This window comes from Salinispora vitiensis (assembly GCF_000378825.1).
Classification (GTDB): Bacteria; Actinomycetota; Actinomycetes; order Mycobacteriales; family Micromonosporaceae; genus Micromonospora; species Micromonospora vitiensis.
Window position 1 is genome coordinate 1,914,864 of record NZ_KB900388.1, and the last position, 26,051, is coordinate 1,940,914.

Genomic DNA, 26,051 nt, shown 5'->3' on the forward strand with positions numbered 1-26,051 from the left:
ACCGGGGACCGGTCGACGCCGTTCAACATCCCGTGGAGTCCTCCGCCCGCACCCGCCGTACCCCCCGTCCCCGCCGTACCCCCCGGCATCGGCCCACGCCCGATACCCAACCCACCTCGACCGCCTCCGACGATGCCCAGACCGGCCAGCTTCCCCGGATCACCGGCCGCCGTCGGACCATCCTCCGTACGCTCGCCGCGGTGGCCCTGCTCGCCGCCACCGCGCTGGTTCTCGGCCTGAGCTGGATACCCGACCCAGCCGAGCCATCCCGCCGGCCAACCGCCGACGAGCGAACCCGACTCGCCGCGGTACGGGTCACCAACTACCGCGATCTGCGGGCCGGTGTACACCTGACGGCCGGGACCGGAGCCGGCCGAATCGACCTGGTCGGCTGGGTCGACTGGTCCCGACCGCTGCTCTACCTCGATCTCGGTGGCCCCGGCCTCGGCGCCCAACGGGGTCTGCTCCAGGCGACGCCCGCAGTGCTGCTACTCCGCCCGGACTCCACCACCCCGACATCCCCGTCACCGGCGCCCCCGCCCCTGGTACCCCCGGCTGATGGTTGGCGGCTAGCCGCCCCGCCGACCGCCGACCGCCTCCGGCCGCTGCTCGAGCTGCTCTTCGCCCTCTCCACCGACCGGGCCGACCCACCGGTCGGGGAGACGGCACGGTGGATCGCCGGCGCCGACGGGACCGACGTCCTCACCGCCCAGCTGCCGCCGGCCCAACCCGGCGCACCAACACCCCCGCCCGCCACCGGGGTTCACTGGTGGGTGGATCGGGAGGCGCGGCTACACCGGCTGGAGGCCCAGCTCCCCGACCTCGGCCCGGTCACCGTACGACTGAACCGCGCCGACCGACCATCGCTACGTCCGGTGGCGGCCCTCGGTGGGCAGGCCGGTACCCCCCGGCCGCTCAACGCTGCCGAACGCCGCCGCCTGACGTCCCTCCCCACCCAACTCCGCGCCGCGGGCGAGGCGCGCGCCACGCTCACGGCACTGCTCGGCTCAGCAGCCAACCTTCGGGGGACGGGATGGATCAACTGGAGCCAACGCAGCGCGTACCTCGCGGTGGATGACCCTGACGCCCCACGTCGGCGTACCCTGCTTCGGCACGAACAGGGCCGCACCACCCAGACCGAGCTGCCAGTAACCGTCAACGCCGGGGTGGACCCGGTGCCGCCACCGCTGCCCGTCCCCACCAACGGCTGGGAGCCCGCTCCCGACGCTGGGCTCGCGGCCCTGCTCGACGCCGCGCTACGCGCCGCGATCCCCACCGAGGCGGGCACGGCGCACCGGATCCGGGGCGACCGGCTGACCGGAGCCGAGCTCGATGTGGTCGAGGTGGTGGCGGCCGTGGGCGAACCGGTTCGCTACTGGCTCGACCAGTCCGGCCTCCCTCACCGGCTCCAGTTCCCGACGGCGGCCGGTACCTGGGCACAGGTGGACCTCACGTTCGAGGACGGTGCCACGGGCTGACCCTCTCGACACGCGCCGGCCGGGCGGGACGTTACGCGGGTCCGGGCCGCCGGCCCGTCACAGCCGCCCGCCGGGCCAGCCCGCCTCCCGGACGTAGAGGCGCACCGGCCGCGCCGGGTCAGCACTGCCGTGCACCCGTTCCGGCCAGCGTGCCGCATTCCGTCCCGAGTCGGGCAGCCGGGGAAACCCGGCGTCCGCGAGTTGCTCGGCCAGCGCTCCGTCCGCGTCGTCCAGGCAGAGCACGGTGAGCTGGATGACGATCACATCCACCGAGTCCAATTCTGGAATCGCCATCGAGCCGATGTAGTCGATCGGCAGGTCCGCGGGGGCGACAGCGCGGTGGATCCGGGCGACCAGCCGAGCGTACTGCTCGGGCTGGGCCGGGCCGGCCTCCACGCGCTCGGGCCGGGGCAGGCCGGCCTCGACCCGCTCGGGCCGGGGCGGGTCAGCCTCGATGCCTCCGGGGCGGGGCGGGTCGGCCGCCCGCCGGTCGCGGAGGTTGACCGCGTAGGGCAGCAGCCGGTCGGCCCAGAGCGCGTCAACCGCGCGGTGCAACTCGTCTCGGGTCCCGTCGTTGGTCAGCACCACGTCCGCTGCTGCTCGACGGCGAGCGTCGTCGGCCTGTGCGGCGATCCGCCGCCGCGCCTCGGCCGGCGCCATTCCCCGGTCGCGGGTCAACCGCTCCAATCGGATCGACAGGGCCGTCTGCACCACAACCACCAGGTGGTACGTGGGGCCGAGCCCCGACTCGACCAACAGCGGTACGTCATTGACGACGACCGCGCCGGGTTGCGCCGCGGCCACCAGTTCGGCCGTGCGAGTCCGGACCCGCGGATGGATGATCGCCTCCAGGGCGCGGCGACCCGCTTCGTCGGTGAAGACCAAGGCGCCGAGCGCCGCCCGGTCGAGCGCCCCGTCCGGGCCGAGCACCCGATCACCAAAGGTGGCGACGACCTCCGCGAGCCCTTCGGTGCCCGGCGCCACCACCTCGCGGGAGAGTTGGTCGGCGTCCACAACCACCGCGCCCAGCCCCGCCAGTCGGGCCGCGACGGCGCTCTTGCCCGAGCCGATCCCACCGGTCAGTCCCACCATCAACACCGGACCAGTCAACCGGATCAGCCGGCAGCACGCCACACCGGCGCCCCGGCTCACCCCGGTCGGCAGAAACGGCGGAGCCCCGCCCCGGCGATCTTTCGATCACCGAGACGGGGCCCGTCGTCAGTACCGGCTCCGGTGCGCCGCAGGGCGCCCAGAGCCCTCGGATCACTTGCCGCCGGCGAGCTTCTCCCGCAGGGCGGCGAGCGCCTCGTCGGTGGCGAGGGTGCCGGCCGGCTCCTCCGCCTGCCGGCTCGGAGCCGCGGTCGTCGTGGTGGTCGGGCTGGCGGCCGGCGGGTTGGCCGCAGCCTCGGCGTCGGCGGCGCGGGATGCCTGCACCTGCTTCTGGTGGGCCTCCCAACGCTGACGCGCCTCGGCGTACTGCTGCTCCCAGGTCTCGCGCTGCTTCTCGTAGCCCTCGAGCCACTCGCCCGTCTCCGGGTCGAAGCCCTCGGGGTAGATGTAGTTGCCCTCGGCGTCGTAGGTCGCCGCCATGCCGTAGAGGGTCGGGTCGAAGTGCTCCTCGCCCTCGACGAAGCCCTCGTTGGCCTGCTTGAGCGACAGCGAGATCCGGCGACGCTCCAGGTCGATGTCGATGACCTTGACCATGACCTCGGAGCCGACCTGGACGACCTGCTCCGGGATCTCCACGTGGCGCTCGGCCAGCTCGGAGATGTGGACCAGACCCTCGATACCGTCGTCCACCCGGACGAACGCGCCGAACGGCACCAACTTGGTGACCTTACCGGGCACGATCTGCTGGATCGCGTGGGTGCGGGCGAACTGACGCCACGGGTCCTCCTGGGTCGCCTTCAGCGACAGCGAGACCCGCTCGCGGTCCAGGTCGACGTCGAGGACCTCGACCTCGACCTCCTGGCCCACCTCGACCACCTCGGACGGGTGATCGATGTGCTTCCAGGAGAGCTCGGAGACGTGCACCAGGCCGTCCACGCCGCCCAGGTCGACGAAGGCGCCGAAGTTGACGATCGAGGAGACAACGCCCTTCCGGACCTGCCCCTTCTGCAGCTTGTTGAGGAACTCGGTGCGCACCTCGGACTGCGTCTGCTCGAGCCAGGCCCGGCGGGACAGGACCACGTTGTTGCGGTTCTTGTCCAGCTCAATGATCTTGGCCTCGAGCTCGCGGCCGACGTACGGCTGGAGGTCCCGCACCCGACGCATCTCGACCAGGGAGGCCGGCAGGAAGCCGCGCAGCCCGATGTCGAGGATCAGGCCGCCCTTGACCACCTCGATGACCGAGCCACGGACCACGCCGTCCTCGTCCTTGATCTTCTCGATCGTGCCCCAGGCGCGCTCGTACTGCGCCCGCTTCTTCGAGAGGATCAGCCGCCCCTCCTTGTCCTCCTTCTGGAGAACAAGGGCCTCAATGTGGTCACCGACCGAGACGACCTCGGCGGGGTCCACGTCGTGCTTGATCGACAGCTCCCGAGAGGGGATGACGCCCTCGGTCTTGTAGCCGATGTCGAGCAGGACCTCGTCCCGATCGACCTTGACGACGGTGCCTTCGACAATGTCGCCGTCATTGAAGTACTTGATGGTCTCGTCGATCGCGGCGAGGAAAGCCTCTTCGCTTCCGAGATCGTCGACGGTGACCTTGGTGGCGCTCGAGGGGGCCTCGATGCTGCTCGTCATGTGGGCGGTTGCTCCGGTCGGATGGTTGTCATCACGGATGTGAGCCGCGGTGACCTGTTCGCGCAAACGGACCCGCCGCCGGACACACCGAACGATCACTGCGCGGGATCATGATGTGGCTCCGTCGACCGCGCACCTGCTCCCTACCGAGGCACACAATCCGCGAGCGCGTCGTCTAGCCTACCCTCTGCATTACCACAGCGTGCAAGGCCTCCCACCCACTCACCATCGCGCCACCTGCGAAAGCGGATTTTCGTCGAATAACACGCCCGGCCTGTCACCCGAATCACACCGCCCCCACCGGCACCACGCCAGCCATCAGGTGGCGGGCCGCTCGGCGACGAAGATGGCGGTGCCCGGGATCAGCCGGCCCCGCAACGGGCTCCACTGACCCCAGGTTTCTTCGTGCCCCGGCGGCCATTCCGGTTCCACCAGGTCGCGAAGAACAAAGCCGGCGGCGGTCAGGTCCCGGATCCGATCACCGATGGTACGGTGCGCCTCGATGTAGGTGGGCGCCCCCGACGAGTCCTCTTCCACGTAAGGGCGGCGGTCGAAGTAGGAGTGCACCGCGACCAGGCCGCCCTCGCCAGCGTCATCCAGAAAGACCCAGCGCAGTGGATGGGTAACCGCGAAAACCCAGGCTCCGCCGGGTCGCAGCACCCGAAACACCGCACGCATCAGCGCCGCCGAGTCCGCGACAAACGGAACCGCACCAAACGCGGAATGTACGGTGTCGAAGACGCCCGCCCCGAACGGCAACGCCAGGGCGTCGGCCTGCACGAGCGGCACCCGCACGCCTGAGCGCTCGGCGGCCAGCCGGGCCTGCCGCAACATTCCGGCGGACAGGTCGAGGGCCGTCACCTCTGCCCCCTGCCCGTCCAGCCAGCGGGAACCCGCGGCCGCGCCACACCCCAACTCCAGGACCCGAGTCCCGGCGACGGCACCGAGTAGCCGCGCCTCCGCCTCCCGCAGCCCCTCGGGACCCCACACGAGATCAACATCCCCGAGGAACGCACCGTGCTCCGCCTGATAGCTGTCGGCGTCCTGGTCCCACCACCGTCGGCTCGCCGCCCGCCCCTCAGCCGCTGACACCACCCGACGGGTGACCGCCGGCTCGGACTGCTGCATGCTGTCAACGGTACGGATCACGGAAACCCGGGTACGCAGCGGCCGTCGTTTTCGTCCAAGACTCCACCGGTGGCGGTTGCCTACAATCGGCGACGCGCTCCACCACGGTGCGCCGGCCGGGCGCCACGGCTCCTCGATGGGTTCATCCCACGCGAGCAGGGCGACGGCCGCTCGATCGACATGGTGACGCTGGTCGCCTACTCCTGGGAGCACGAGACATGCGTGAGCTGGTCTACACCGGGTTCATCTCGCTCGACGGCGTCTTGGACTCCCCCGGCGGCGGGCCGGGTGAGGAGCACCGCAGCGGGGGTTGGGTCTTCAAGGACATCGAATTCCTACCCGAGGTCTTCTCACTCAAGGGCGAGGAGCTCCAGGAGACCTCGGCGCTGATGTTCGGCCGCCGAAGCTACGAGGCGTTCGCCCCGACCTGGCGCGACTCGGACGACCACGCCGACTACCGGGAACTACCCAAGTACGTCGTCTCGACCACGCTGCCCGACGACGCCCTCGTCCCGGGGTGGGGATCGACGACGATCCTGCGATCGACCGACGAGGTTGCCAAGCTCAAGCAGAGCGAGGGCGGCGCGATATTCATCCACGGCAGCGCGGAGCTCGCCCGACGGCTCTCCGACGCCGGGTTGATCGACCGGTACCACCTGCTCAGCTTCCCGCTCCTACTCGGTGCCGGGAAGAGTCTGTTCAGCACGGCGGACCGGGCCAAGCAGGTACTGCACCTCCGGGACAGCGAGGCCTACCCGAACGGTGTCGTCAAACTGCTCTACGACGTCGTCCGCTAGTCCAGGGCGATCGGGCCGCCCGCGCCCGCACGGAGTTGCCGCGCCGTACGGCCCACGTACCGGCGCAGCGCTCGGGCCAGGTGCGGCTCGTCAACGTACTCGAGCCGGGAGACGACATCGGCGACGGGGGTGGCGGCGGCCAAGAGCGCCGCCGCTTCGCGTACCCGTTCGACCTGCCGCACCGCGCCTTGGGTGAGCCCGGTTGCCGCTCGGAATCGACGCTCGACGGTCCGCTGCGAGACGGACGGCCGGTAGCCTCGGCGGACCGCGGTGACGATCGGGTCACGGACTACGGCTCCGCTTTGGACCAGGCGGTCCACCAGGGCCTCGGCGTCGTCCGGGCCGGGGGTCTCCCAGCAGGCGCCCGCCAGCCGGAAGGTCCGCCGGGTGGTGTCGGGAAGCTCGGCGCCGCCGTCCACCAGAGCCGGCATCGAGACGGCCCGCAGCGACGTACCGACGGCGAAGTCGATCCCGACGAAGCTCGCGCCCTCCGGCACCGGTGCGGCGCTGGTCCTCGTCTCGGGTCCGGTGATGGCCGCGTACGCGGTACCCAGCCGCTCCCAGAACACCAGGCCCCAACAGACCGTCGCTACCGAAGTCATCTCCGCGACCCCCGTACTCGTGCCGGTCCAGACGGCGTTGATCCAGGACGAGTCGGATGCGCGGGTCTGGAGTCGTAGGGCCACCTGAGGAGGATAAGGGCGGTCACCGTACCCGCGCTGGTTCACCGGGCCGGAACGAGGCGAACCGGGGGCACCGTCGTCGGGCCCGTTTCCGCAGTTCCGGCCCGGGTACTCCAAGTCGGACCGGATGGGAGGTGCTACGCCGTGAGCCGTCGCAACGACCCGCAGCAGACCTACCAAGAGTTCACCGCGGCGGTGAACATGCGCCCCGGTGAACTGTCGAAATGGCTGGAGACCGAGAAGTCCAAGCAGGTGGGCTGGCGAAGACGGGGCGACCAGGGCGGCGAGACGGTTGGCCACCGCTCCGGCCGACGGATCCTCGACCTGCTCCGGCGTCGACGGGGCGATCTCTCCGAGGACGACTACCGGCACATGCGGAAAGTTGTCGGCTATGTCCGCCGACATATGGCACAACGGCCCAGTGGCGACGTTCGGGACACCCGATGGCGATACTCCCTGATGAACTGGGGGCACGACCCGGCCAAGGGCCCGCTGCCGCCACCGGGGGGCCCGTCCCGGAAGGCGCTCCGACGGCACGGCACCCCGCCCAAGGAACGCCGGGGGCCCGGCCGGTAGCGGGCCGGTCAGTGGTCGGCGCTGTTCCAGTCCCGCCCGTCGCCGACCGACACCTCCAGCGGCACGGACAGCGGGTACGCCCCGCCCATCTCCCGCCGGACCAGCGTCTCCAGCACCTCCCGCTCCCCGGGGGCCACCTCGAAGACCAGTTCGTCGTGCACCTGGAGCAGCATCCGGGAACGCAGCCCGGCGTCCCGGACTGCCGCGTCCACGTTCATCATCGCCACCTTGATGATGTCGGCGGCAGAGCCCTGGATCGGAGCGTTCAGCGCCATCCGCTCGGCCATCTCCCGCCGCTGCCGGTTGTCGCTGACCAGGTCGGGCAGGTAGCGGCGACGGCCGAGGACGCTCTCGGTGTAGCCGTCGCGCCGGGCCCGGGCCACCACCTCCTGCAGGTAGTCGCGCACCCCACCGAAACCGGCGAAGTAGGTCTCCATCAGCCCGCGCGCCTCCTCAGCGGAGACCCCGAGCTGCTGGGAGAGGCCGAACGCGCTCAGCCCGTAGGCCAGGCCGTAGTTCATCGCCTTGATCTTGCGCCGCTGGTCGGGGGTGACCGCCTCCACCGGCACCTGGAAGACCGACGAGGCGGTGGCGGCATGGAAGTCCCGGCCCGAGTTGAAGGCGTCGATCAGGGCCTCGTCCGCCGAGAGGTGGGCCATGATCCGCATCTCGATCTGGCTGTAGTCGGCGGTGAGCAGGCTCTCATACCCGGCGCCGACCACGAAGGCCCGACGGATCCGCCGCCCCTCCTCGGTACGGATCGGAATGTTCTGCAGGTTCGGCTCGGTGGAGGAGAGCCGACCGGTGGCCGCCACGGTCTGGTTGAAGGTGGTGTGGATTCGACCGTCGTCGGAGACCGACTTGAGCAGCCCGTCAACCGTGGTCTTCAGCTTCGCCACGTCCCGGTGCCGTAGCAGGTGCCCGAGCACCGGGTGCGGGTTCTGCCCGTGTAGCCACTGCAGGGCGTCCGCATCGGTGGTGTAACCGGTCTTGATCCGCTTGGTCTTGGGTAGCCCCAGCTCGCCGAAGAGGATCTCCTGCAGCTGCTTCGGGGAACCCAGGTTGAACTCCCGCCCGACCGCCTCGTACGCGCCCTGCGCGGCGGCCTTCACCTCTGCGGCGAAGTGCGCCTCCAGCTCGGACAGGTACTGCGTGTCGGCGGCGATGCCGGTGCGCTCCATACCGGCGAGCACCCGCATCAGCGGCAGCTCCACCTCAGCCATCAGCCGGGCCGACTGCTCCCCGTCCCGCGACAGCTCCGCGTCGATGGCGTCGGCAAGGTCGAGGGTGGCCCGAGCCCGCAGCATCAGGTTCTGCTCGGCCGCGCCGTCATCACCCAGGCCGTCGAGGGTGAGCTGGCCGGTCTCCGGCAGGTCAACCCGCAGCTCCCGGTGCAGATACCGCAGGGCCAGGTCAGTCAGGTCGTAGGAACGCTGGTCGGGCCGGGCCAGGTAGGCGGCGATCTGCGTGTCTCTGGTGATGCCCCGGATCGGCCACCCGCGGGCGGCGAACGCGAGCACCGCCGGCTTGCTGTCGTGCAGCACCTTCGGACGGCTCACATCCGCCAGCCACCCCGCTAGGGCGGCCTCGTCGGCGGCGTCGAGTCGACCGGGGTCGAACCAGGCCCCGGCCCCGGCGGCGGTCGCCAGCGCCATGCCGGTCACGTCGGCGAGGTGCCGCCGGTTGGGCCCGGTGTCGAGCGTGACGGCGAGGCCGACCGGCGTGTTCGGTGCCGCGTGTTCCCCCAGCCACGTGGCGAGCGCCCCCGGCTCGACGAGGAGCTCACCCGCCAGGTCAAAACCCGCCTCGGCTTCCGGCTCAACCGCGTCCAGGTACTGGTAGAGCCGATCCCGAAGGATGCGGAACTCCAGCGTGTCGAAGACCTGGTGCACCGCCTCCCGGTCCCAGCCCGCCCAGCGGGTCTCCGCCAGCGGCAGGGGCAGATCCAGGTCGGTGACCAGGCAGTTGAGCTCGTGATTGCGAATCACGTCGGCGAGTCGCTCGCGCAGATTCGCCCCGGCCTTGCCCTTGATCTCGTCGGCCCGGGCGACGACACCCTCGACCCCGCCGTAGGCGGTGATCCATTTGGCGGCGGTCTTCGGACCGACGCCCGGGACGCCGGGCAGGTTGTCGCTGGTCTCGCCCACCAACGCGGCGAGGTCCCGATAGTGCTGCGGCGGCACCCCGTATTTCGCCGTCACCGCAGCCGGGTCCATCCGGGCCAGGTCAGAGACGCCCTTGCGGGGGTAGAGCACCGTGACGTCGTCGTCAACGAGTTGGAATGCGTCCCGGTCTCCGGTCGTGATCAGGACCGACATCCCCTGCTCGCGGGCCTGCCGGGTGAGCGTGGCGATCACGTCGTCCGCCTCGTAGCCCGCCATCTCCACCGCCGGGACGCGCAACGCCGCCAGGATCTCCTTGACCAGGCTGACCTGGCCCTTGAAGTCGGTCGGGGTCTCGCTGCGGCCAGCTTTGTACGCCGCGTACTTCTCGGTGCGGAAGGAGTGCCGGGAGACGTCGAAGGCCACGGCGATGTGCGTCGGCTGCTCATCCCGGAGAACGTTGATCAACATGGAGGTGAAGCCGTAGACCGCGTTGGTCGGTTGCCCCGTCGTGGTGGAGAAGTTCTCGACCGGCAGGGCGAAGAACGCCCGGTAGGCCAGGGAGTGTCCGTCGACGAGGAGCAGGCGCGGCTTCGTGGCTGTCACGGTGGCGACTCTAGTCCGTGCCGCCGACAGGGCCGGGCGGCGGCACCGGGGCGCCGGCGCGGAAAGTCACGCCGGGCCCGGCCACCCGCTGCGTGGAGCTGAGCCGGACCCGCACGCGGCGGGCGGCCGGCCGTCCCGGTGCGGGACGACCGGCCGCGTGGGCAGCGCCGCCGATCAGGCGACGCCCAGATACGCCTCCTTGACCGATGGGTCGTGCAGCAGGTCCTGGCCGGACCCCTCCTTGACGATCCGGCCGGTCTCCAACACGTACCCCCGGTGTGCCCGGGAAAGCGCCTGCTGGGCGTTCTGCTCCACCAGCAGGACCGTGGTGCCCTGCTGGTTGATCTCCACGATGATGTCGAAGATCTGTTGAATGATCATCGGGGCGAGCCCCATCGACGGCTCATCCAACAGCAGCAACTTCGGCCGAGCCATCAAGGCCCGACCGACCGCGAGCATCTGCTGTTCGCCACCGGAGAGCGTTCCCCCCAGCTGACGACGCCGCTCCGCCAACCGCGGAAACAGCTCGAACACCCGCTCCAGGTCGGCGGCGATCCCCGCACTGTCCCGACGGGTGTACGCCCCCATGTCGAGGTTGTCCAGGACCGTCATACCCGGGAAGATGCCCCGCCCCTCGGGCGCCTGGCAGACCCCCCGCCGTACCCGCAGGTCGGCTCGGAGGTTGGTGATGTCCTCCCCGTTGAAGCGGATCGCTCCCCGGCTCACCGGCCGGAGTCCGGAGATCGCCCGCATGGTGGTGGTCTTACCCGCGCCGTTCGCGCCGATGAGGGCTACCACCTCACCCTCGTTCACATGCAGGCTGATCCCGTGCAGCGCCTCGATCCGGCCGTACCGGAGGGTCAGATCGTCAATCTCAAGCAGCATCTGCGGGCTCCCCCAGGTACGCCGCGATCACCTTCGGGTTGTCCCGCACCTCGGCGGGCGCCCCCTCGGCGATCTTCTTACCGAACTCCAGCACCACGATCCGGTCGGTGACCCCCATGACGAGGCGCATGTCGTGCTCAATGAGCAGCACCGTGAAACCGCGATCCCGGATCTTGCGGATCAGTTCGAGGAGTTCCTCCTTCTCCGCCGGGTTGAATCCGGCGGCCGGCTCGTCCAGGCAGAGCAACTTCGGCTCGGTGGCCAGCGCCCGCGCGATCTCCAACCGGCGTTGGTAGCCGTACGGGAGGTTGCGGGCCAGGTCATTGGCGCGGTCGTCAATGCCGACGAAGCTCAGCAGCTCGTACGCCTTACGCTCGCCGGCCCGTTCCTCGAGCGTGTGCCGCGAGATGCCGAACACCTGGGCCGAGGAGCGGCGAACCTGCTGCCACAGCCGCACCAGGCCGTTGGCCGAATCGACCGTGGGCAGCTCCTCCGGCTTCGGCTTGACCCGGTACAGCCGGAACAACGCACCGACCACACTGGTGCGGTGCTGGGAGTCCGCACCGACGAGCACGTTCTCCAGCGCGGTCATCTCCGGGAAGAGCCGGATGTTCTGGAACGTCCGGGCGATTCCCATCTGGTTGATCCGGTGCGGCTTCCGTCCGCTGACCTGCTGTCCGTCGAACCGGACCGCACCAGAGGTCGGCCGGTAGACGCCGGTCATCGCGTTGAAGCAGGTGGTCTTGCCGGCCCCGTTCGGACCGATGAGCCCGAGGATCTCACCCTTGTACAGGTTGAAACTCAGATCGTCGAGCGCCACCACACCGCCGAAGCGGAGGGTCACCCCGTCCACCTCGAGCAGCACCTCGGGCTTGGCGGCGTCCTCGGGCGATGTCTTCTGCTTAGGCAACATTTGCCGGCTCCTTCGCCCTGTCCTGCAACTCGCGTGTTCGTCGCCGACTCGGCAACAGACCCTGCGGGCGCAGCAGCATGATGAGTACCAATGCTAGGCCGAAGGCGAGGACCCGGTACTCCGAGAAGTCGCGGAACCGCTCCGGCAGGTACGCGAGCAGGAAGGCACCGACCGCGACACCCGCCATGTTGCCGGAGCCACCGACCACCACCATCGCGACGAACAGGATGGAGAGCTGGACGTTGAAGGTCTCGGGTTGAATGAAGGCCGACCGGCTGGCGAAGAGCAGGCCGGAGAACCCACCCAGGGCGGCACCGATGGCGAACGCCCACAGCTTGAACTTGAACGGGTAGACGCCCATCACCGCGGCGGCGTCCTCGTCCTCCCGGATGGCCAGCCACGACCGCCCCACCCGGCTGTGCTCCAGCCGCCGCACCAGCAGGACCATCACCAGCACCACGCTCAACGCCAGCCAGTACCAGGGCTTGATGTCGAGCAGTCCGAAGACCTTGTTGTCGGGCGACGGTGGGCCCTCCGGGCCGGGAATGCCGGGCACGCCCTGCGCCTCGCCGGCCCACCCCGAGTTCTTCGCGACGATCCGAATGATCTCGCCGAAGCCCAACGTCACGATGGCCAGGTAGTCGCCCCGAAGCCGCAGCGTCGGCCAGCCGAGCAGAACTCCCGCGACCAACGAGAAGGCCAACGCGATCGGGATGCAGATCGCCCACGCGATCGCCCAGTCCGAGGAGAGGCCGAACTGCTCCTGCAACGCCCCGACCACCGGCGACTCGGCCGACCCGAACAGCGCCACGCTGTAGGCGCCCACCGCGTAGAAGCCGACGTAGCCGAGGTCGAGCAGACCAGCCAGCCCGATCACGACGTTAAGCCCGACAGCCACCAGGACGTACAGGGCGCAGACGAAGAGCACCCCAGCCCAGTTGGCGCCGCCGTCGATGGAGTCGGTCCGGAACCAGTCCAGCCCCGGGATGATCAGGTTCGTTCCCGGGATGTCGCCGAGGAACGGCAGGTAGTAGAGGAAGGCAACGCCCGCGAGCAGGGTCAGCCAACGCTGCCAACGAGGCAGCGCCCGCCACCGGTCCCCCATACCCCCCAGGACGTGTCGGCGCCGCTCGTTGATTTGTCGTAGTGCCTCTGTCATGCCCTCGCCTTTCCGAGAGACTCACCGAGCAGGCCGGTCGGGCGGAAGATCAGCACCACCACGAGCACCACAAAGGCGGCCACGTCCTCCCAGGTGGATCGGGTCAACGTCGCCGCGTACACCTCGATGACCCCGAGTAGTAGGCCACCGAGCAGCGCGCCGCGGAGGTTACCGATACCACCGAGCACCGCCGCGGTGAACGCCTTCAGCCCGACCACGAAGCCGATGTCGAACTTGGTGATCCCGTACCGCATGTTCCACAACAGGGCCGCAGCGCCCGCCATCAAACCACCCAGGACGAAGACCAGCATGATCACTCGGTCCTGGTGCACCCCCATCAGCGCGGCGGTGTCTGGGCTCTGTGCCACGGCCCGTACGCCACGGCCGTACCGCGTCCGATTGATGAACTGGTCCAACCCGTAGAGCATCACGAGGGCGGCGACCACCATGATGATCTGCACGTTGGTGATGTCGGCACCCGCCACCGAGAGCACTGTCTCCTGCTTCAGCAGCGGCGGAATCCCGATCACGAGTCGGTTCTCGGTGAATCCGCGCCCCGAGAAGAACCCGGCCATCCACAGCGCGAAGAGCTCCACCAGGACGAGCGAGAGCCCGATGGCGGTGATCAGGAAGATCAGCGGCGGCGCGTTCATCCGGCGTAGTCGCCGGTAGGCGACGCGTTCGACGGTGAGCGCGGTGGCACCCGAGGCCAGCGCACCGACCACCAGGCCGATGAGCAGGTAGACGATCGCCATCCCGATCGGCGGGTTGTCGGCCACCCCGAGCAACGACCAGGTACCGAGGATCGCGAAGGTGCCCACCATGAAGATCTCAGAGTGCGCGAAGTTGATCAAACGGAGCACACCATAGACGAGCGTGTACCCCAAGGCGACGAGGGCATAGATCGCCCCCTTGGACAAGCCATCAACAGTGTGCTGGGCTAGGTCGCCGAATAAGGCATCGAAATTCACGGGTTTCTCCCCTTTGGCACCGTTGCGCGGCCGGGGAAAGCCCCGGCCGCGCAACGGTCAATCCTGGCTCAGCTGAGCTTGATCTCCTGCTGGGCCGTGATCTCACCGCCCTTGATCTCGTAGGCCCAGATCACCACCCGGGACTCGTCCACGTCGCCGCTGTCGGCGAACTTGAGGGACTTCGAGACCCCCTCCTTGTCGTACGAGTCGACCCACGCCAGCAGATCCGCACGCGTGGTGTTGCCCTCGGCCAGGCCCTCGATCAACACGTTCGCGGCGTCGAAACCCTCGGCACCGTAGGAACCCGGAGGTCCGCCGTACTCCGCCTCGAAGTCAGCCGCGAAGGTGCCACCGGCCTGGTCCGGCGGCAGGCACGGGCAGGTCACGATCACACCCTCGGCGCTGGCTCCGGCACCCTTCGGGAAGGACGGGTCGTAGAGACCGTCGAAGCCGAGGAAGGGCGTCGCGATGCCGGCCTCCCGCAGCTGCTTCACCAGCGGAGCCGCCTCGTTCGTGTAGCCGCCGTAGGCGATCGCGTCCGGGGCGGCAGCCTTGATCTTCGAGATGGTGGCGGCGAAGTTGACCTGCTTCTCCTGCACCTGGTCGGTGCCGCCCGCCAACTCACCGAGCGACTTGGTCAGCTCGTCGGCGATGCCGGCGCCGTAGGTGGTGCCGTCATTGATCACGAAGACCTTCTTGGCCTGCACGACATCTCGAAGGTAGACGGCGGCGGCGGCACCCTGGACGGCGTCGTTACCGACCACCCGGTGGAACACCTCGTTACCGCCCGCGGTCAACTCGATCGCGGTCGCCGACGGGCTGACCATCACCATCCCGGCCGCCTCGTAGACCGCCATCGTCGCCTTGCTCTCACCGGAGAACGCGCCACCGATGACGCCCAGGAAGGACTCGTCGCCGGTGACCTGGTTCGCGACCGGCGTGGCCTGCGTCGGGTCGCCCTGGGTGTCGAACTCCTGCAGCTCCACCTCGCAGTCCGGGTTCGCCTCGTTGTGCTTCTTCACCGCAAGCAGTGCGCCGTCACGCGACGGGATCACCAGACCCGAGTTCGGGCCACTGAAGGCACCGAAGATGGCGATCTTGCCACCGCAGTCATTGCCGCCGGCGGAGTTTTCCTCCTCCGCCTGACAGCCCGCAGCGCCGATGAGGGCTGCGGACAACCCAATGGCGCCGAGCGCCCGTACGTACTTACGCCTCACGGCTATAGACCTCCTCCAGTTGCAGGAGCTCGAGCACGCCCGAGGCAGGCGACCGCATCGGTACGGCAGCCTCCCCACCTCGATGTGAGCCCGCACACCTGCTACGGCTCGTGATGGCGGAGCGTACTGGGTCGAGAAACGGTCCCGGAAGCCCTCGAAGCCACGCTTGTCAAACCGTTACGAATACAAACGCCAATACGACCCCAACCCGCAACATCCTTCACAGCTGACCCGAGGCCGCGCGCACACCCGCGATGACCAGCGCAGCCGGCCACGACCAGCAACACCGGCATCAATCGACCCGATGGGAGGAAAAGATCAACCGCGGCGCCGATCCGCGCCGGGGTGCATACCCCGAGCGGACGGAACGCCACGGCGGCGCCAGCCCTGGCCGCAGCGACCGCCGGGGAGGGAGGGAGGAGAAGGAGAAGGACCGGACCTACTGCGCCGGACGGGGCACCTCGCCGCCGGCGGTCTCCTGGAGAATCCGCTCGGCGACCTCTTTCATGGTCATCCGGTGGTCCATCGCGGTGCGCTGGATCCACTTGAAGGCCTGCGGCTCGGTCATCCCGTACGTGGTCATCAACGCACCCTTGGCGCGCTCGATGACCTTACGTACCTCCAGCCGGTCGGTGAGGCCAGCAACCTCCGCCTCCAGGGCGGCGACCTCCGAGTAGCGCGACAACGCGATCTCCACCGCCGGGACCAGGTCACTCTTTTGGAAGGGCTTGACCAGGTACGCCATCGCACCGGCCGCCCGTGCCCGCTCCACCAGATCCCGCTGGCTGAAGGCGGTCAGGATGATGACCGGAGCAATCCGCTCGCCGGCGATCCGCTCGGCAGCGGCGAGCCCATCCATAATGGGCATCTTGATGTCGAGGATGACCAGGTCCGGCTTGAGCTCCTGGGCGAGCCGGACGGCCGTCTCACCGTCACCGGCCTCGCCGACGACCTCGTAGCCTTCCTCGACGAGCATCTCGGCGAGATCCAGCCGGATGAGCGCCTCGTCCTCGGCGATCAGTACCCGCCGACGCTCGGCGTCCGTCTGCGTCTCGGCCACGAGCAACTCCCACCAGTCCGTACCGACACCCGACCGGGTGCCGCGCCCCTTAGCGTAGTGGGTACTCTATGACCCGACACCGAGGCTGTCGGCGCCGCTGTCCCCGTATTCCAACCGGTAGAGAAACGGAGCTCAAACCTCCGACAGTGTGGGTTCGAATCCCACCGGGGACACCACCAACCGTCGCGTGGGTGACGGTTGGCGAATCGCGAGCGGTGTCAAGCTGTGGCCCGTAACCCCGGCAGTGGTACCCGCAGCCGCGGCAGGGCGATGCAGCCAGGCGGCACGCCCGCTCCGGCTCAGCGCGAAGGCCACCTGCGGGCCAGAGCCGTCGTCGGCACAGCCACCGCATCCCGGACAACCGACAGCCGCACCAGTCCACCGCCGGGTGCGCTCGCTCACCCAGCACCGCGACCCTCGAATATTTGGCCATGCAGAAGTATTACGCTCGAACAAAATTCGGCAACGGTACGTTGAAACTCGCATAGATTCCCGGAAGGATGGCGCTATGTCCTCTTCCCCGAATCCGACACCGCCCTACGCGAGCCTTGATGACACCGACCGCGCGATCCTGGCGGAGTTGGCCGCGGACGGCCGCCTCCCCAACAACGCCCTCGCCGAGCGGGTAGGGGTGGCGCCGTCGACCTGCCTCGCGCGGACCCGGGCGCTACACGGATGCGGGGCGATCCGCGGCTTCCACGCCGAGGTGGATCCGGCGGCGATTGGCCTGCCGGTACAGGCGCTGATCTCGGTACGGCTCGCCGCCCACGACCGGGCCGTGGTAGACGCCTTCCGAGCCCGATCAGTACGCCTACCGGGGATGGTGGCGGTGTTCCACGTGGCGGGCGCGGACGACTACGTGCTGCATGTCCGGGCGGCATCGGCGGAAGCGCTGCGGGACTTCGTGCTCGACCACCTGGCAGTCGATCCGGCGGTGCAGCACACCCAGACCAGCCTGATCTTCGAACAGGCGCGGGGCCTGGGGTAAGACGGATCACAGCCCTGGCTACACGCCGAAACAGGATCTTCACCTCCCTGTCACGCCGGGGACGCGGACCCCGCCTAGTTTTAGTTCCGGTGGTGGTTGGCACTCCCGGTCGGGACGGGTCGGGAGCTGCCAAGTTGTGGTGCACCGGGCCGGCGTCGACGGATTCCGCGAAGCTGGTCCGGTGCCTCACTCCCTCCCACGCCCCACGAGCGCTACCGGACCGGCTCAGAGCCGGCCACCGTCCCCTCGCGGGACGCTTCGGTGGCGACGTCACCGCCGGGCGGCTCAGCGGTGTCCGCACCCCCGGACGGCGTGGCGCTGCGGGCAACAGCGACGACGGTCCGGGCCCGACGGGCGCGTAGCAAGGCCCGGAGCGCGAACGCGAACGCGACCCCCCAGGCGAGCGCCAGCAGGGCGTACCCCACAGGTCGCACCCCCGCACTGAGATCGAGGGCGCGCATCAGGGTACGAGCGTTGGTTAGCACAATCACACCTCCGACCGCCGCACCGAGCAGTTGGGCCGGGACGAGGCGCACCAGCCAGGCGGCCACCGGTGCTGCGATCAGACCACCGGCCAGTAGGGCGAGCACCATCGGTAGCAGAAAGCCCTCCGAACCGAGCCCGATCAGGAAGCCGACGCTGGCCGCACCGGCGACGAGAAACTCGGCGGTGTCCACCGATCCGATCACCCTGCGAGGTTCCAGTCGCCCGCTGACCAGCAGCGCGGGGGTTGCCACCGGACCCCATCCCCCGCCGCCGGTGGCATCAACGAAGCCGGCGACCAGCCCTAGGGGGCTGAGGAAGCGGCTGCGCAGCCGGCCCGCCCGTCGCTCGGTGCGCAGCGGTCGGGCGAACCGCACCAGCAGGTATGCGCCGAGGGTGAACAAGATTGCCGCCATCCAGGGCGCGGCGGCAGCGGTGGAGAGAGCAGACAGAAAAGTAGCCCCGGCAAACGCGCCGAGGGCACCGGGCACGGCGATACGCCCAACGACGCGCCAGTCGACGTTGCCGAACCGCCAGTGCGCCACGCCCGCCGCGAACGTGGTACCCACCTCGGCGAGGTGCACCGATGCGGAGGCGGCCGCCGGTGCGATTCCGGCGAGTAACAGCAGCGTCGAGGAGGTCAGCCCATATGCCATGCCAAGGGCACCGTCCACGAGCTGCGCGGCCAACCCTACGAACGCGAGGACCAGCAGCTTACGCACCACGCCTCCCTAGTTTTCTGATATCTCCTATCGACTTGGTCGACAATGCGGGATGAGTGGGGCCTGGGTCAACATTGTTCAACGGCGAATCAGGACTCAGCTCCAGGCGCGGGTCAGGTTCAGGTGCGGGTCAGGTCCGGCACGGGGTCAGGTCCAGGCGCGCGGATCGGCGACCAGGTCGGTAACCCGCTCGGGAAGGGCACCGTCGGCCACGTCGGCTACGGTGACCAGCTCAAGGATCTGGCGTTCGCTTGCCCGCAGGGCGATCCAGACATCCTGCAAGGCGCGCGCGGCACCGTGGTAACCGAGTTGCTCCGGGCGCTGCCCACGGACGTGGGCCAGCGGACCATCGATCACCCGAATCACCTCGGCGAGGGAGATCTCGCCCGCCGGCCGCGCCAGCCAGTAGCCTCCCTCCGGGCCCCGCTGGGCCTGCACCACACCGCCCCGACGCAGCTGCAACAGGATGCTCTCCAGGAACTTCGGCGGGATCTCCTGGGCTCGGGCGATCTGTTCGGCGGTCACGAACCGCCCTCGGTCGGTCGAGGCACCGCCGGTCGCGGAGGCGAGCTCGGCGACCGCGCGAAGGGCGTAGTCGACCCGGGCGGAGAGACGCATGGCTGACAGGCTAGCCGGCTCTGCCACGAACAACCGACCATCCTCGGGCCCCACCGAGCCGAAAGCCGGCGCCGTGAGGCCCGGACATGGCTGTTGGCCGGCACCCGGTTTCGGGTGCCGGCGAACAGTTTCTTTCCCCCTTGTGTGGGTCAGGTCTGCGGGTGGGGGTTTGTGGTGTGCGGTGGGGTCAGCTGGTCCAGTGCTCGGCGACGAGGTCGGCGGCCTGGGTTTCCCACTGGGCGTAGTGGAACGGGTACGCCGACACCTGGACCTTCTGGGCGGCTTCGGTCAGGGGCAGTTCCTGCCAGCCCTCGACCTGCTTCAAACCCTTGAGGAAGGCGGTGGTGGAGTACTCGGGGTCGGTGATCTGCTCCACGCTGCCCCAACCGGAGGAGGGGCGCTGCTGGAACAGGCCCTGCGAGTCGTGGTCGTTACGGTCACCCAGGTGTCCCAGGTTCTCCAGCTTCGACTCCTGCAAGCTGGTACCGATGGCCACGACGGCGGCNCGCTCGTCCATGCCGGCCTTCTTCGTGGCCTCGATGATGGCCTTCACGTTGCCGGTCTGCTCGTCGCCCAGGTCGATGCGCGACTGCTCACCCTGGGTGCCGTGCGGGATCAGCGTGTCCATGTCGGGCTTGTCGGCCCGCACCGCAGCGGCAGCCGCTGCGGGGGTGGTGTCGGTCAGGGTGGCCAGGGGGCCGGCGACGACACCGGTGGACAGGGCCAGACCAGCGATACCAAGGACACTACGACGCAGAATCGTGTTCATGGGGGTTGCTCCATTCGGGGGTCGACACCCCACACGCCCGAAAAAGGGGGGATCAGGCGGCAAAAGAGGGGTGCAAGCACCGTCCGGCGCTCAAAGAAAAGAAAGAAGAGGGGGTCGGCGACCGCAGGGCCTCACAGGGGGCACACACGGCGCCGGGTCCAGATGTAACGACCGCCCGGCCACCAACATTCCCGGCGACCCGCACCCGGTGTCACCCGCCCGAGCGGGCCACCTCCACGGCCGTACGCAAGATGTAACGCCCCCACGCCCGCCGAGATTCCGCCACCATCGCGCTCCCGACCACACCCCAAACCGGCATAAACCCACCGAGTCGGCGTCATCGTGGTGAACGGTCGGGCCGGCCCTTTCCACCGATCGATCGGTGGAAAGGGCCGGCCCTCCCCCGGGAAGCAAACGCGTCAGGCCCCGACCTTACGCAGCAGGCCCTCCTGCACCGAGCTGGCGATCTGCCGGCCGTCCCGGGTGAACATCCGACCGGTCGCCAACCCGCGCGCTCCGGACGCCGACGGGCTCCAGCAGTCGTAGAGGAACCACTCGTCGGCGCGGAACGACCGATGGAACCAGAGGGCGTGATCGAGACTTGCGCCCACCACCCCGCCGGGCCCCCACACCTCTCCGTGCACCGAAAGCACCGAGTCCAGCAGGGTGAGGTCAGAGGCATACGTCAGCGCACAGGCGTGCAGCAGCGGATCATCCGGGAGTTTGCCGTCGATCCGCATCCACACCCGCTGGTTCGGCTCGGCCGGACGGTCACCAGGGCGCACCCAGCCGGGCTCGCCGACATAGCGGACATCGATCGGCCGGGGGATCAGCGCCCAGATGCCCAGCCGTTCCGGGTAGCGGGCGAGCCGGTCGCTCATCGTCGGTACCTCGTCCGGGCCGGGCACGTCCGGCGGGGCGGGCGCGTGGTGGTCCAGCCCCTCCTCCTGACGCTGGAAGGACGCCGACATGAAGAAGATCGGTTTGTCGTGCTGCAGCGCCACTGACCGGCGGACGGAGAAGGAACGACCGTCACGGACGCACTCGACCTGATAGTCGATGGGCTCACTCGGATCCCCGGGTCGCACGAAGTAGCCGTGCAGGGAGTGCACGGAGCGCTCCGAATCGACCGTCCGCCCGGCGGCGACCAACGCCTGACCGGCGACCTGCCCCCCGTACACCCGCTGCGGGCCGACCTGCGGGCTCATCCCCCGGAAGCTTCGCTCGCCGGTCGGGCTGAGGTCCAGCACCTCCAGCAGCTGATCGACCGCGGCCTGACCGACCACCGCACCGGACTCGCTCACCGGACCTCCCGTCGCGACCGCGGGGATCGCGAGCCCGGCTCGCTCCGGAGGCTCACTGGAGCGCCCGGGCCGCAGCGAGATCAACCAGCGACCCGAGCTGGTGCACACGCAGGGTGTTGGTCGAGCCGGGGGTTCCGGGCGGGCTACCGGCGACGATCACGACGTATTCGCCGGGGTTGGCTAGGCCGAGGCCGAGCAGCGCCTCGTCAACCTGCCGGAACATGGCGTCGGTGTGCTCAACGAAGGGCATCAGGAACGTCTGTACACCCCAGGAGAGAGCGAGCTGGTTGCGTACCTCTGACACCGGGGTGAAGGCGAGCAACGGCAGGTCGCAGTGCAGCCGGGAGAGCCGCCGGACGGTGTCGCCGGTCTGCGAGAACGCCACCAGGGCCTTGGCGTCGATCGCCCGGGCGATCGACGACGCGGCGACGGTGAGCGCGCCCCCATGGGTACGCGGGTCGTGCTGGAGCCGGGGCACCGAGATCGAGCCCGCTTCCGTCGTCGCCACGATCTTTGCCATGGTGCTCACGGTGAGCACCGGGTACTTTCCTACGCTGGTCTCACCGGAGAGCATCACCGCGTCCGCACCATCCAGCACGGCATTGGCCACATCGGAGGCCTCGGCACGGGTGGGCCGGGAGTTCTCAATCATGGAGTCAAGCATCTGGGTGGCGACGATCACCGGCTTGGCGTTCTCCCGGCAGAGCTGCACCGCGCGCTTCTGGACCAGGGGCACCTGGTCCAGCGGCATCTCCACGCCGAGGTCACCCCGGGCCACCATGATCCCGTCGAAGGCCAGGACGATCGCCCCGAGCTGCTCCACAGCCTCCGGCTTCTCCACCTTGGCCAGCACCGGCCGGTGCACGCCCTCCTCGGCCATGATGGCGTGGACCAGCTTGATGTCGTCGGCGGAGCGGACGAAGGAGAGCGCCACCAGGTCGACACCGAGGCCGAGGGCGAACCGCAGGTCCGCGGTGTCTTTCTCCGAGAGCGCCGGGACGCTGACCGCCACGTTCGGCAGCGACACGCCCTTGTTGTTGGAGACCGGCCCGCCCTCGGTGACCAGGCAACGGATGTCGCTGCCGGAGACGTCGGTGACCTCGACCGCGACCCGGCCGTCGTCGATCAGCAGCCGGTCGCCGGGCTTCACCTCCTCGGGCAGTTTCCGGTAGGTGCAGGCGACCCGGTCCCGGGTGCCGAGGATGTCATCGCTGGTGATGACCACCGAGTCACCGGTGCGCCACTCGTGCGGTCCGTCGGCGAACCGGCCGAGCCGGATCTTGGGACCCTGGAGATCGGCGAGAACCGCGACCGGCCTCCCCGCTGCCTCGGCCGCCTCCCGAACCAGCCGGCAAACCGCCTCGTGATCGGCATGGCTGCCGTGGCTAAAGTTGAGCCTCGCCACATCCATTCCGGCCTCAACCAGGCCACGAATGCGCTCCGGCGAGGAGACGGCAGGGCCAAGTGTGCAAACAATCTTTGCGCGGCGTGTCACGCCCATCAGGCTAATCTCTCCTCCGGGCCGGTCCGCGGGCCGACCCCTTTCGCAATGCGAACACGTTCTCCGACGTTGCGCGGCTGCACGGCCGGCAGTGGATAACCGCCGGGAACGTCGTGGGGGGGCGGGCGTCGGCGACCGCGCGCCCCGAGATCGTACCGCCCGCGGTAAGCCCGACCGAAAGGCATGGGTGAACAGCGCGGAGACATTCGACCTCGATCGCTGGTTTTTCCGTTCTCCACCCCACTGCGACCGGGGAAACGCACGCCTCGGGAGGGCCGAAGCAGCTTGGTGCGGGGCCGGGAGGCAACACGCGCCGGGGAGACAACCGGGCCAGCCGGCACAGCCCGGCGGGGCGGTCGGCGAACCGACCGCCCCACCGGGAGTTGTTCCTAGACAGCCCAGCAGTTGGGGCGAGTCGACTGGTCGCGCAGCGCCTGCCGAATCACCGTGTAGGTGGTCCCGTCCAGCGCCAGCCCGAGGTGCCCGACCAGCCGCAGCGGACACCAGGACTGGATCAGTACGTTGTTCGCCCCGTCAGCCAGCGCGGCGTTGCCCACCGGCCGCACCAACTCGTCCTGCCACGTACGGATCGTGGTGTAGCTGACCGAGCCGGGGGTGTCGTCGCCGGCGTTGAGGTCGGCGAGGAAGTCCGAACCGATCGTCATCTGCTGACAGGCCACCACTCCGGCGCAGTCGCCAAGCCCGAGGAAGGCGGCGATGTTGGCCAGGTACGTCCCGTAGTGGGGGCTGCCGAGACTGACGTACCGGTCGACGGCTCCGGTGCCACCGAGCCGCTTCAGGTAGTAGCGGGCCACAATGCCCCCCTCGGAGTGCCCCACCAGATCCACCCGGCTGGCACCGGTGGTGGCGCGAACCTGATCGACGTAGTCGGCAAAGGCACGGGCCGAGGTCGGGATGTCGCCGAAGCCCAGCCCCGGCAGTTCATAGATAAACGGTCGGAACCCGTCGGCGCCCAGACGCGCGGCGAGCGGCTCGTACGCGAAGGCGAAACCGCTCAACCCACCGACGATGATCACCGGGTTGCCGGTCGCCGTGGTCGGGTCAGCTGCGGCGGCACCGGAACTGCTCTCCGGTGCGGTGTGGGTGGACGTTTGCTCCGCCGCAGCACCGGCGGGTGCCGCACTGGCGGCGCCGTTCGGGACGGCGGGTGCCGCGCTGGCGGCGACACCAGGGACGGTGAGCGTGGCACCGAGCGCGAACGCGAGCACGACAGCGGTCTTTCGAAGCAACATGGCTGCACCTCCATGAGGGTGGTGGGTGCGGTACGAGTCCGATCGACCGGTGCGAACGATGATGCGGGCAGAAATTCTCATTCGTCAATGGCTAGCTACCTCCCGGTAACCTGTTGTTCCATCAACGGCACACTCCGGCCACTTAGGCATAGGCCCCATAAGGGAGACAACCCACGGAGCCACCCGCGCCACGGCGAGGACACAGCCCTTCCAGGGGAGAGTTTTTATACCTAGACCTGTAGTACAGGTGCTATCTTCAAGAGCATGACTACAGTCGAACGGCCGGAGGCTGTCGCGGCCCCCCGAAACCCCGACGACCAGCTGGTCCTCGACGTTCGAGACCTGCGCATGCGCTACGGCACCGTGGACGTACTGAACGGGATCGACCTCACCGCCCAGCGAGGGGAGGTAATCGCGCTGCTCGGGCCGAACGGCGCCGGCAAGACCACCACCATCGAGATCCTGGAGGGGTTCCGGCTCCCCTCAGCCGGCTCGGTCCGGGTGCTCGGCGTTGACCCCGCCCACGGCGACGAGCGGTGGCGCGCCCAGATCGGCGTGGTGCTCCAGTCCTGGCGGGACCACGGCCGGTGGCGGGTCCGGGACCTCCTCTCCCACCTCGGCGACTACTACACGCCGTACGCGACCGACCAGATCCAACGCCCGTGGCCGGTGGACGACCTGCTGGCGGCCGTCGGGCTGACCGCACACGCCAACGCTCGGGTGTCCCGGCTCTCCGGCGGGCAACGGCGGCGGCTCGACGTGGCGGTCGGCATCGTGGGCCGGCCAGAGCTGCTCTTCCTGGACGAGCCGACGGTCGGCCTCGACCCAGCGGCGCGACGCGAGTTCCACGAGCTCGTGCACCGCCTCGCCGACCTGGACCACACCACCATCCTGCTGACCACCCACGACCTGGCCGAGGCGGAGAAGCTCGCCGACCTGATCGTCATCCTGGCCAACGGGCGGATCATCGCCCAAGGCTCGCCGGACCAGCTCTCCCGCCGACTGACCACCGATGCGGAGATCCGCTGGACCTGCGACGGTCAACGCCACGTACACGCCACCATGGACGCCACCGGCTTCCTGCGGGACCTGCTCCGCGAGCACGGCGACCGGGTACAGGAACTGGAGGTACGCCGAGCCAACCTGGAGGACGCGTACCTGGCCCTGGTGCACGAGGAGGAGACCGGGATCCGTACCGGCTGGGCCGAACGGGTGTGGCAGCAGCAGGAGGAGACCCGATGAACCCGAAGACCACCGCACTCCGGGTCGGCCTGCGGCGCGGGGCCATCGAGTTGCGCAGCACCTTCACCAACGCCCAGGATCTGTGGAGCTACTTCTTCCCCACGCTGGTGCTGCTGGTCGCCGTCTTCTTCATGCGCGGGGCGACCGTGCCCGGCACCGACTTCTCCCTCGGCGCGCGCACGCTGCCCAGCGCGCTCGGCATGGGCCTGCTCTTCCTCGGGCTGCTCGGGCTGGCCCAGCATCTCGTCGTGGACCGGGAGGACGGCACCCTGCTGCGGGCCAAGGCCATTCCGAACGGGATGCTCGGCTACCTGGTCGGCAAGCTGGTGCTGGTCTCGTCGGTCGCGATGATCGGTCTGATCATCCAACTGGCCCCCGGGGTGTTCTTCCTGGACGGACTCCGGCTGGGCGACGCCAGTGCCTGGCTCACCCTGGCCTGGCTGGTGCCGCTCGGGCTGGCGGCGACGCTCCCGCTGGGCGCGATGATCGGCTCCCTGATCGAGAACCCGCGCAACACGGGGCTGGTGGTGCTACCGATGATGGGTCTCATCGGCGTCTCCGGCATCTTCTACCCGATCGACGGCCTGCCCGGCTGGCTCCAGGGCACCGCCCAGGTCTTCCCGCTCTACTGGCTAGGCTTGGGCATGCGTTCCGCGCTGCTTCCGGCCGACCTGGCGGCGGTCGAGATCGGCGCGTCCTGGCGCCATCTGGAGATGGTCGCCGTCCTCGGGGCGTGGGCGGTGCTCGGATTCGTGCTGGCGCCGGTGCTGCTGCGACGGATGGCCCGCCGGGAGTCCGGCTCGCGGGTCGCGGCCCGACGGGAGCAGGCCATGCAGCGGGTCGGATGAGAG

Annotated in this window: 23 protein-coding genes and 1 tRNA gene; 7 read left to right on the top strand and 17 right to left on the bottom strand. The window is 69.3% G+C overall.

Going from position 1 to position 26,051, the window contains the following annotated elements; all coding sequences use genetic code 11:
• Positions 1–32: 32 nt before the first annotated feature.
• Complete coding sequence (locus tag SALPAC2_RS0108830) at positions 33–1,478, top strand: hypothetical protein (RefSeq protein WP_018216296.1); 1,446 nt, start codon at positions 33–35, stop codon at positions 1,476–1,478.
• Positions 1,479–1,535: 57 nt separating this feature from the next.
• On the opposite strand, the gene coaE is transcribed toward SALPAC2_RS0108830, so the two are convergent.
• From coaE to SALPAC2_RS0108845, 3 genes are all read right to left on the bottom strand, one after another.
• Complete coding sequence (gene coaE / locus SALPAC2_RS0108835; RefSeq protein WP_188115906.1) at positions 1,536–2,576, bottom strand: dephospho-CoA kinase; 1,041 nt, start codon at positions 2,574–2,576, stop codon at positions 1,536–1,538.
• 165 nt (positions 2,577–2,741) lie between these two features.
• On the bottom strand, positions 2,742–4,322 hold the full coding sequence (gene rpsA / locus SALPAC2_RS0108840; RefSeq protein WP_018216298.1) for a 30S ribosomal protein S1: 1,581 nt from the start codon (positions 4,320–4,322) through the stop codon (positions 2,742–2,744).
• A gap of 219 nt (positions 4,323–4,541) precedes the next feature.
• Positions 4,542–5,351, bottom strand: coding sequence for a class I SAM-dependent methyltransferase (locus tag SALPAC2_RS0108845; RefSeq protein ID WP_026184556.1), 810 nt, complete (start codon positions 5,349–5,351; stop codon positions 4,542–4,544).
• A gap of 218 nt (positions 5,352–5,569) precedes the next feature.
• Here SALPAC2_RS0108845 and SALPAC2_RS0108850 point away from each other — a divergent pair, with 218 nt between their 5' ends.
• Positions 5,570–6,148 carry a dihydrofolate reductase family protein gene (locus tag SALPAC2_RS0108850; protein WP_018216300.1) on the top strand — a complete coding sequence of 193 codons (579 nt, stop codon included), beginning with the start codon at positions 5,570–5,572 and terminating at the stop codon, positions 6,146–6,148.
• On the opposite strand, the gene SALPAC2_RS0108855 is transcribed toward SALPAC2_RS0108850, so the two are convergent.
• Positions 6,145–6,834 (bottom strand): helix-turn-helix domain-containing protein, encoded by a 690-nt coding sequence (locus SALPAC2_RS0108855; protein WP_018216301.1) that lies wholly within the window; start codon positions 6,832–6,834, stop codon positions 6,145–6,147. The genes SALPAC2_RS0108850 and SALPAC2_RS0108855 overlap by 4 nt on opposite strands.
• A gap of 141 nt (positions 6,835–6,975) precedes the next feature.
• Between SALPAC2_RS0108855 and SALPAC2_RS0108860 the strand changes: the two genes are divergently transcribed.
• Positions 6,976–7,407, top strand: coding sequence for a DUF3140 domain-containing protein (locus SALPAC2_RS0108860; protein WP_018216302.1), 432 nt, complete (start codon positions 6,976–6,978; stop codon positions 7,405–7,407).
• A gap of 8 nt (positions 7,408–7,415) precedes the next feature.
• On the opposite strand, the gene polA is transcribed toward SALPAC2_RS0108860, so the two are convergent.
• The 7 genes from polA to SALPAC2_RS0108895 all read right to left on the bottom strand — a co-directional run bounded on the left by polA (position 7,416) and on the right by SALPAC2_RS0108895 (position 16,320).
• Complete coding sequence (polA, locus tag SALPAC2_RS0108865) at positions 7,416–10,115, bottom strand: DNA polymerase I (RefSeq protein WP_018216303.1); 2,700 nt, start codon at positions 10,113–10,115, stop codon at positions 7,416–7,418.
• Between the two features lie 174 nt (positions 10,116–10,289).
• Positions 10,290–11,000, bottom strand: coding sequence for an ABC transporter ATP-binding protein (locus SALPAC2_RS0108870; protein ID WP_018216304.1), 711 nt, complete (start codon positions 10,998–11,000; stop codon positions 10,290–10,292).
• Positions 10,990–11,913: an ABC transporter ATP-binding protein gene (locus tag SALPAC2_RS0108875; protein WP_018216305.1), complete on the bottom strand. Its 924-nt coding sequence runs from the start codon at positions 11,911–11,913 to the stop codon at positions 10,990–10,992. The genes SALPAC2_RS0108870 and SALPAC2_RS0108875 overlap by 11 nt, the downstream gene beginning before the upstream one ends.
• Positions 11,903–13,072, bottom strand: a complete 1,170-nt coding sequence (locus SALPAC2_RS0108880; RefSeq protein ID WP_033662018.1) for a branched-chain amino acid ABC transporter permease — start codon at positions 13,070–13,072, stop codon at positions 11,903–11,905. Before SALPAC2_RS0108880 ends, SALPAC2_RS0108875 begins: the two co-directional genes overlap by 11 nt.
• Entirely contained in the window at positions 13,069–14,043 is a 975-nt protein-coding gene (locus SALPAC2_RS0108885) for a branched-chain amino acid ABC transporter permease (RefSeq protein ID WP_018216307.1), read from the bottom strand. Before SALPAC2_RS0108885 ends, SALPAC2_RS0108880 begins: the two co-directional genes overlap by 4 nt.
• A 68-nt stretch (positions 14,044–14,111) precedes the next feature.
• Complete coding sequence (locus SALPAC2_RS0108890; protein ID WP_018216308.1) at positions 14,112–15,260, bottom strand: branched-chain amino acid ABC transporter substrate-binding protein; 1,149 nt, start codon at positions 15,258–15,260, stop codon at positions 14,112–14,114.
• A gap of 439 nt (positions 15,261–15,699) precedes the next feature.
• Positions 15,700–16,320: an ANTAR domain-containing response regulator gene (locus SALPAC2_RS0108895; protein ID WP_018216309.1), complete on the bottom strand. Its 621-nt coding sequence runs from the start codon at positions 16,318–16,320 to the stop codon at positions 15,700–15,702.
• A gap of 99 nt (positions 16,321–16,419) precedes the next feature.
• Between SALPAC2_RS0108895 and SALPAC2_RS0108900 the strand changes: the two genes are divergently transcribed.
• Positions 16,420–16,496: transfer RNA gene (locus SALPAC2_RS0108900), tRNA-Leu, on the top strand.
• Between the two features lie 332 nt (positions 16,497–16,828).
• Positions 16,829–17,308, top strand: a complete 480-nt coding sequence (locus SALPAC2_RS0108905; RefSeq protein ID WP_018216310.1) for an Lrp/AsnC family transcriptional regulator — start codon at positions 16,829–16,831, stop codon at positions 17,306–17,308.
• A gap of 212 nt (positions 17,309–17,520) precedes the next feature.
• On the opposite strand, the gene SALPAC2_RS0108910 is transcribed toward SALPAC2_RS0108905, so the two are convergent.
• The 6 genes from SALPAC2_RS0108910 to SALPAC2_RS0108935 form a co-directional block, all read right to left on the bottom strand.
• Positions 17,521–18,513, bottom strand: a complete 993-nt coding sequence (locus SALPAC2_RS0108910) for a sulfite exporter TauE/SafE family protein (RefSeq protein WP_026184557.1) — start codon at positions 18,511–18,513, stop codon at positions 17,521–17,523.
• A gap of 147 nt (positions 18,514–18,660) precedes the next feature.
• On the bottom strand, positions 18,661–19,131 hold the full coding sequence (locus SALPAC2_RS0108915) for an RrF2 family transcriptional regulator (RefSeq protein WP_018216312.1): 471 nt from the start codon (positions 19,129–19,131) through the stop codon (positions 18,661–18,663).
• 187 nt (positions 19,132–19,318) lie between these two features.
• On the bottom strand, positions 19,319–19,900 hold the full coding sequence (locus SALPAC2_RS0108920) for a hypothetical protein (RefSeq protein ID WP_018216157.1): 582 nt from the start codon (positions 19,898–19,900) through the stop codon (positions 19,319–19,321).
• 419 nt (positions 19,901–20,319) lie between these two features.
• Entirely contained in the window at positions 20,320–21,204 is an 885-nt protein-coding gene (locus SALPAC2_RS0108925; protein WP_018216313.1) for an acyl-CoA thioesterase, read from the bottom strand.
• A gap of 52 nt (positions 21,205–21,256) precedes the next feature.
• On the bottom strand, positions 21,257–22,705 hold the full coding sequence (gene pyk, locus SALPAC2_RS0108930) for a pyruvate kinase (protein ID WP_026184558.1): 1,449 nt from the start codon (positions 22,703–22,705) through the stop codon (positions 21,257–21,259).
• Positions 22,706–23,094: 389 nt separating this feature from the next.
• Positions 23,095–23,958 (bottom strand): esterase/lipase family protein, encoded by an 864-nt coding sequence (locus SALPAC2_RS0108935; protein ID WP_018216315.1) that lies wholly within the window; start codon positions 23,956–23,958, stop codon positions 23,095–23,097.
• Between the two features lie 264 nt (positions 23,959–24,222).
• Between SALPAC2_RS0108935 and SALPAC2_RS0108940 the strand changes: the two genes are divergently transcribed.
• Complete coding sequence (locus SALPAC2_RS0108940; RefSeq protein WP_018216316.1) at positions 24,223–25,200, top strand: ABC transporter ATP-binding protein; 978 nt, start codon at positions 24,223–24,225, stop codon at positions 25,198–25,200.
• The gene (locus SALPAC2_RS0108945; protein ID WP_018216317.1) at positions 25,197–26,048 is read left to right on the top strand and encodes an ABC transporter permease; all 852 of its coding nucleotides are present in this window, start codon (positions 25,197–25,199) and stop codon (positions 26,046–26,048) included. The genes SALPAC2_RS0108940 and SALPAC2_RS0108945 overlap by 4 nt, the downstream gene beginning before the upstream one ends.
• The last annotated feature ends 3 nt before the right edge of the window (positions 26,049–26,051 follow it).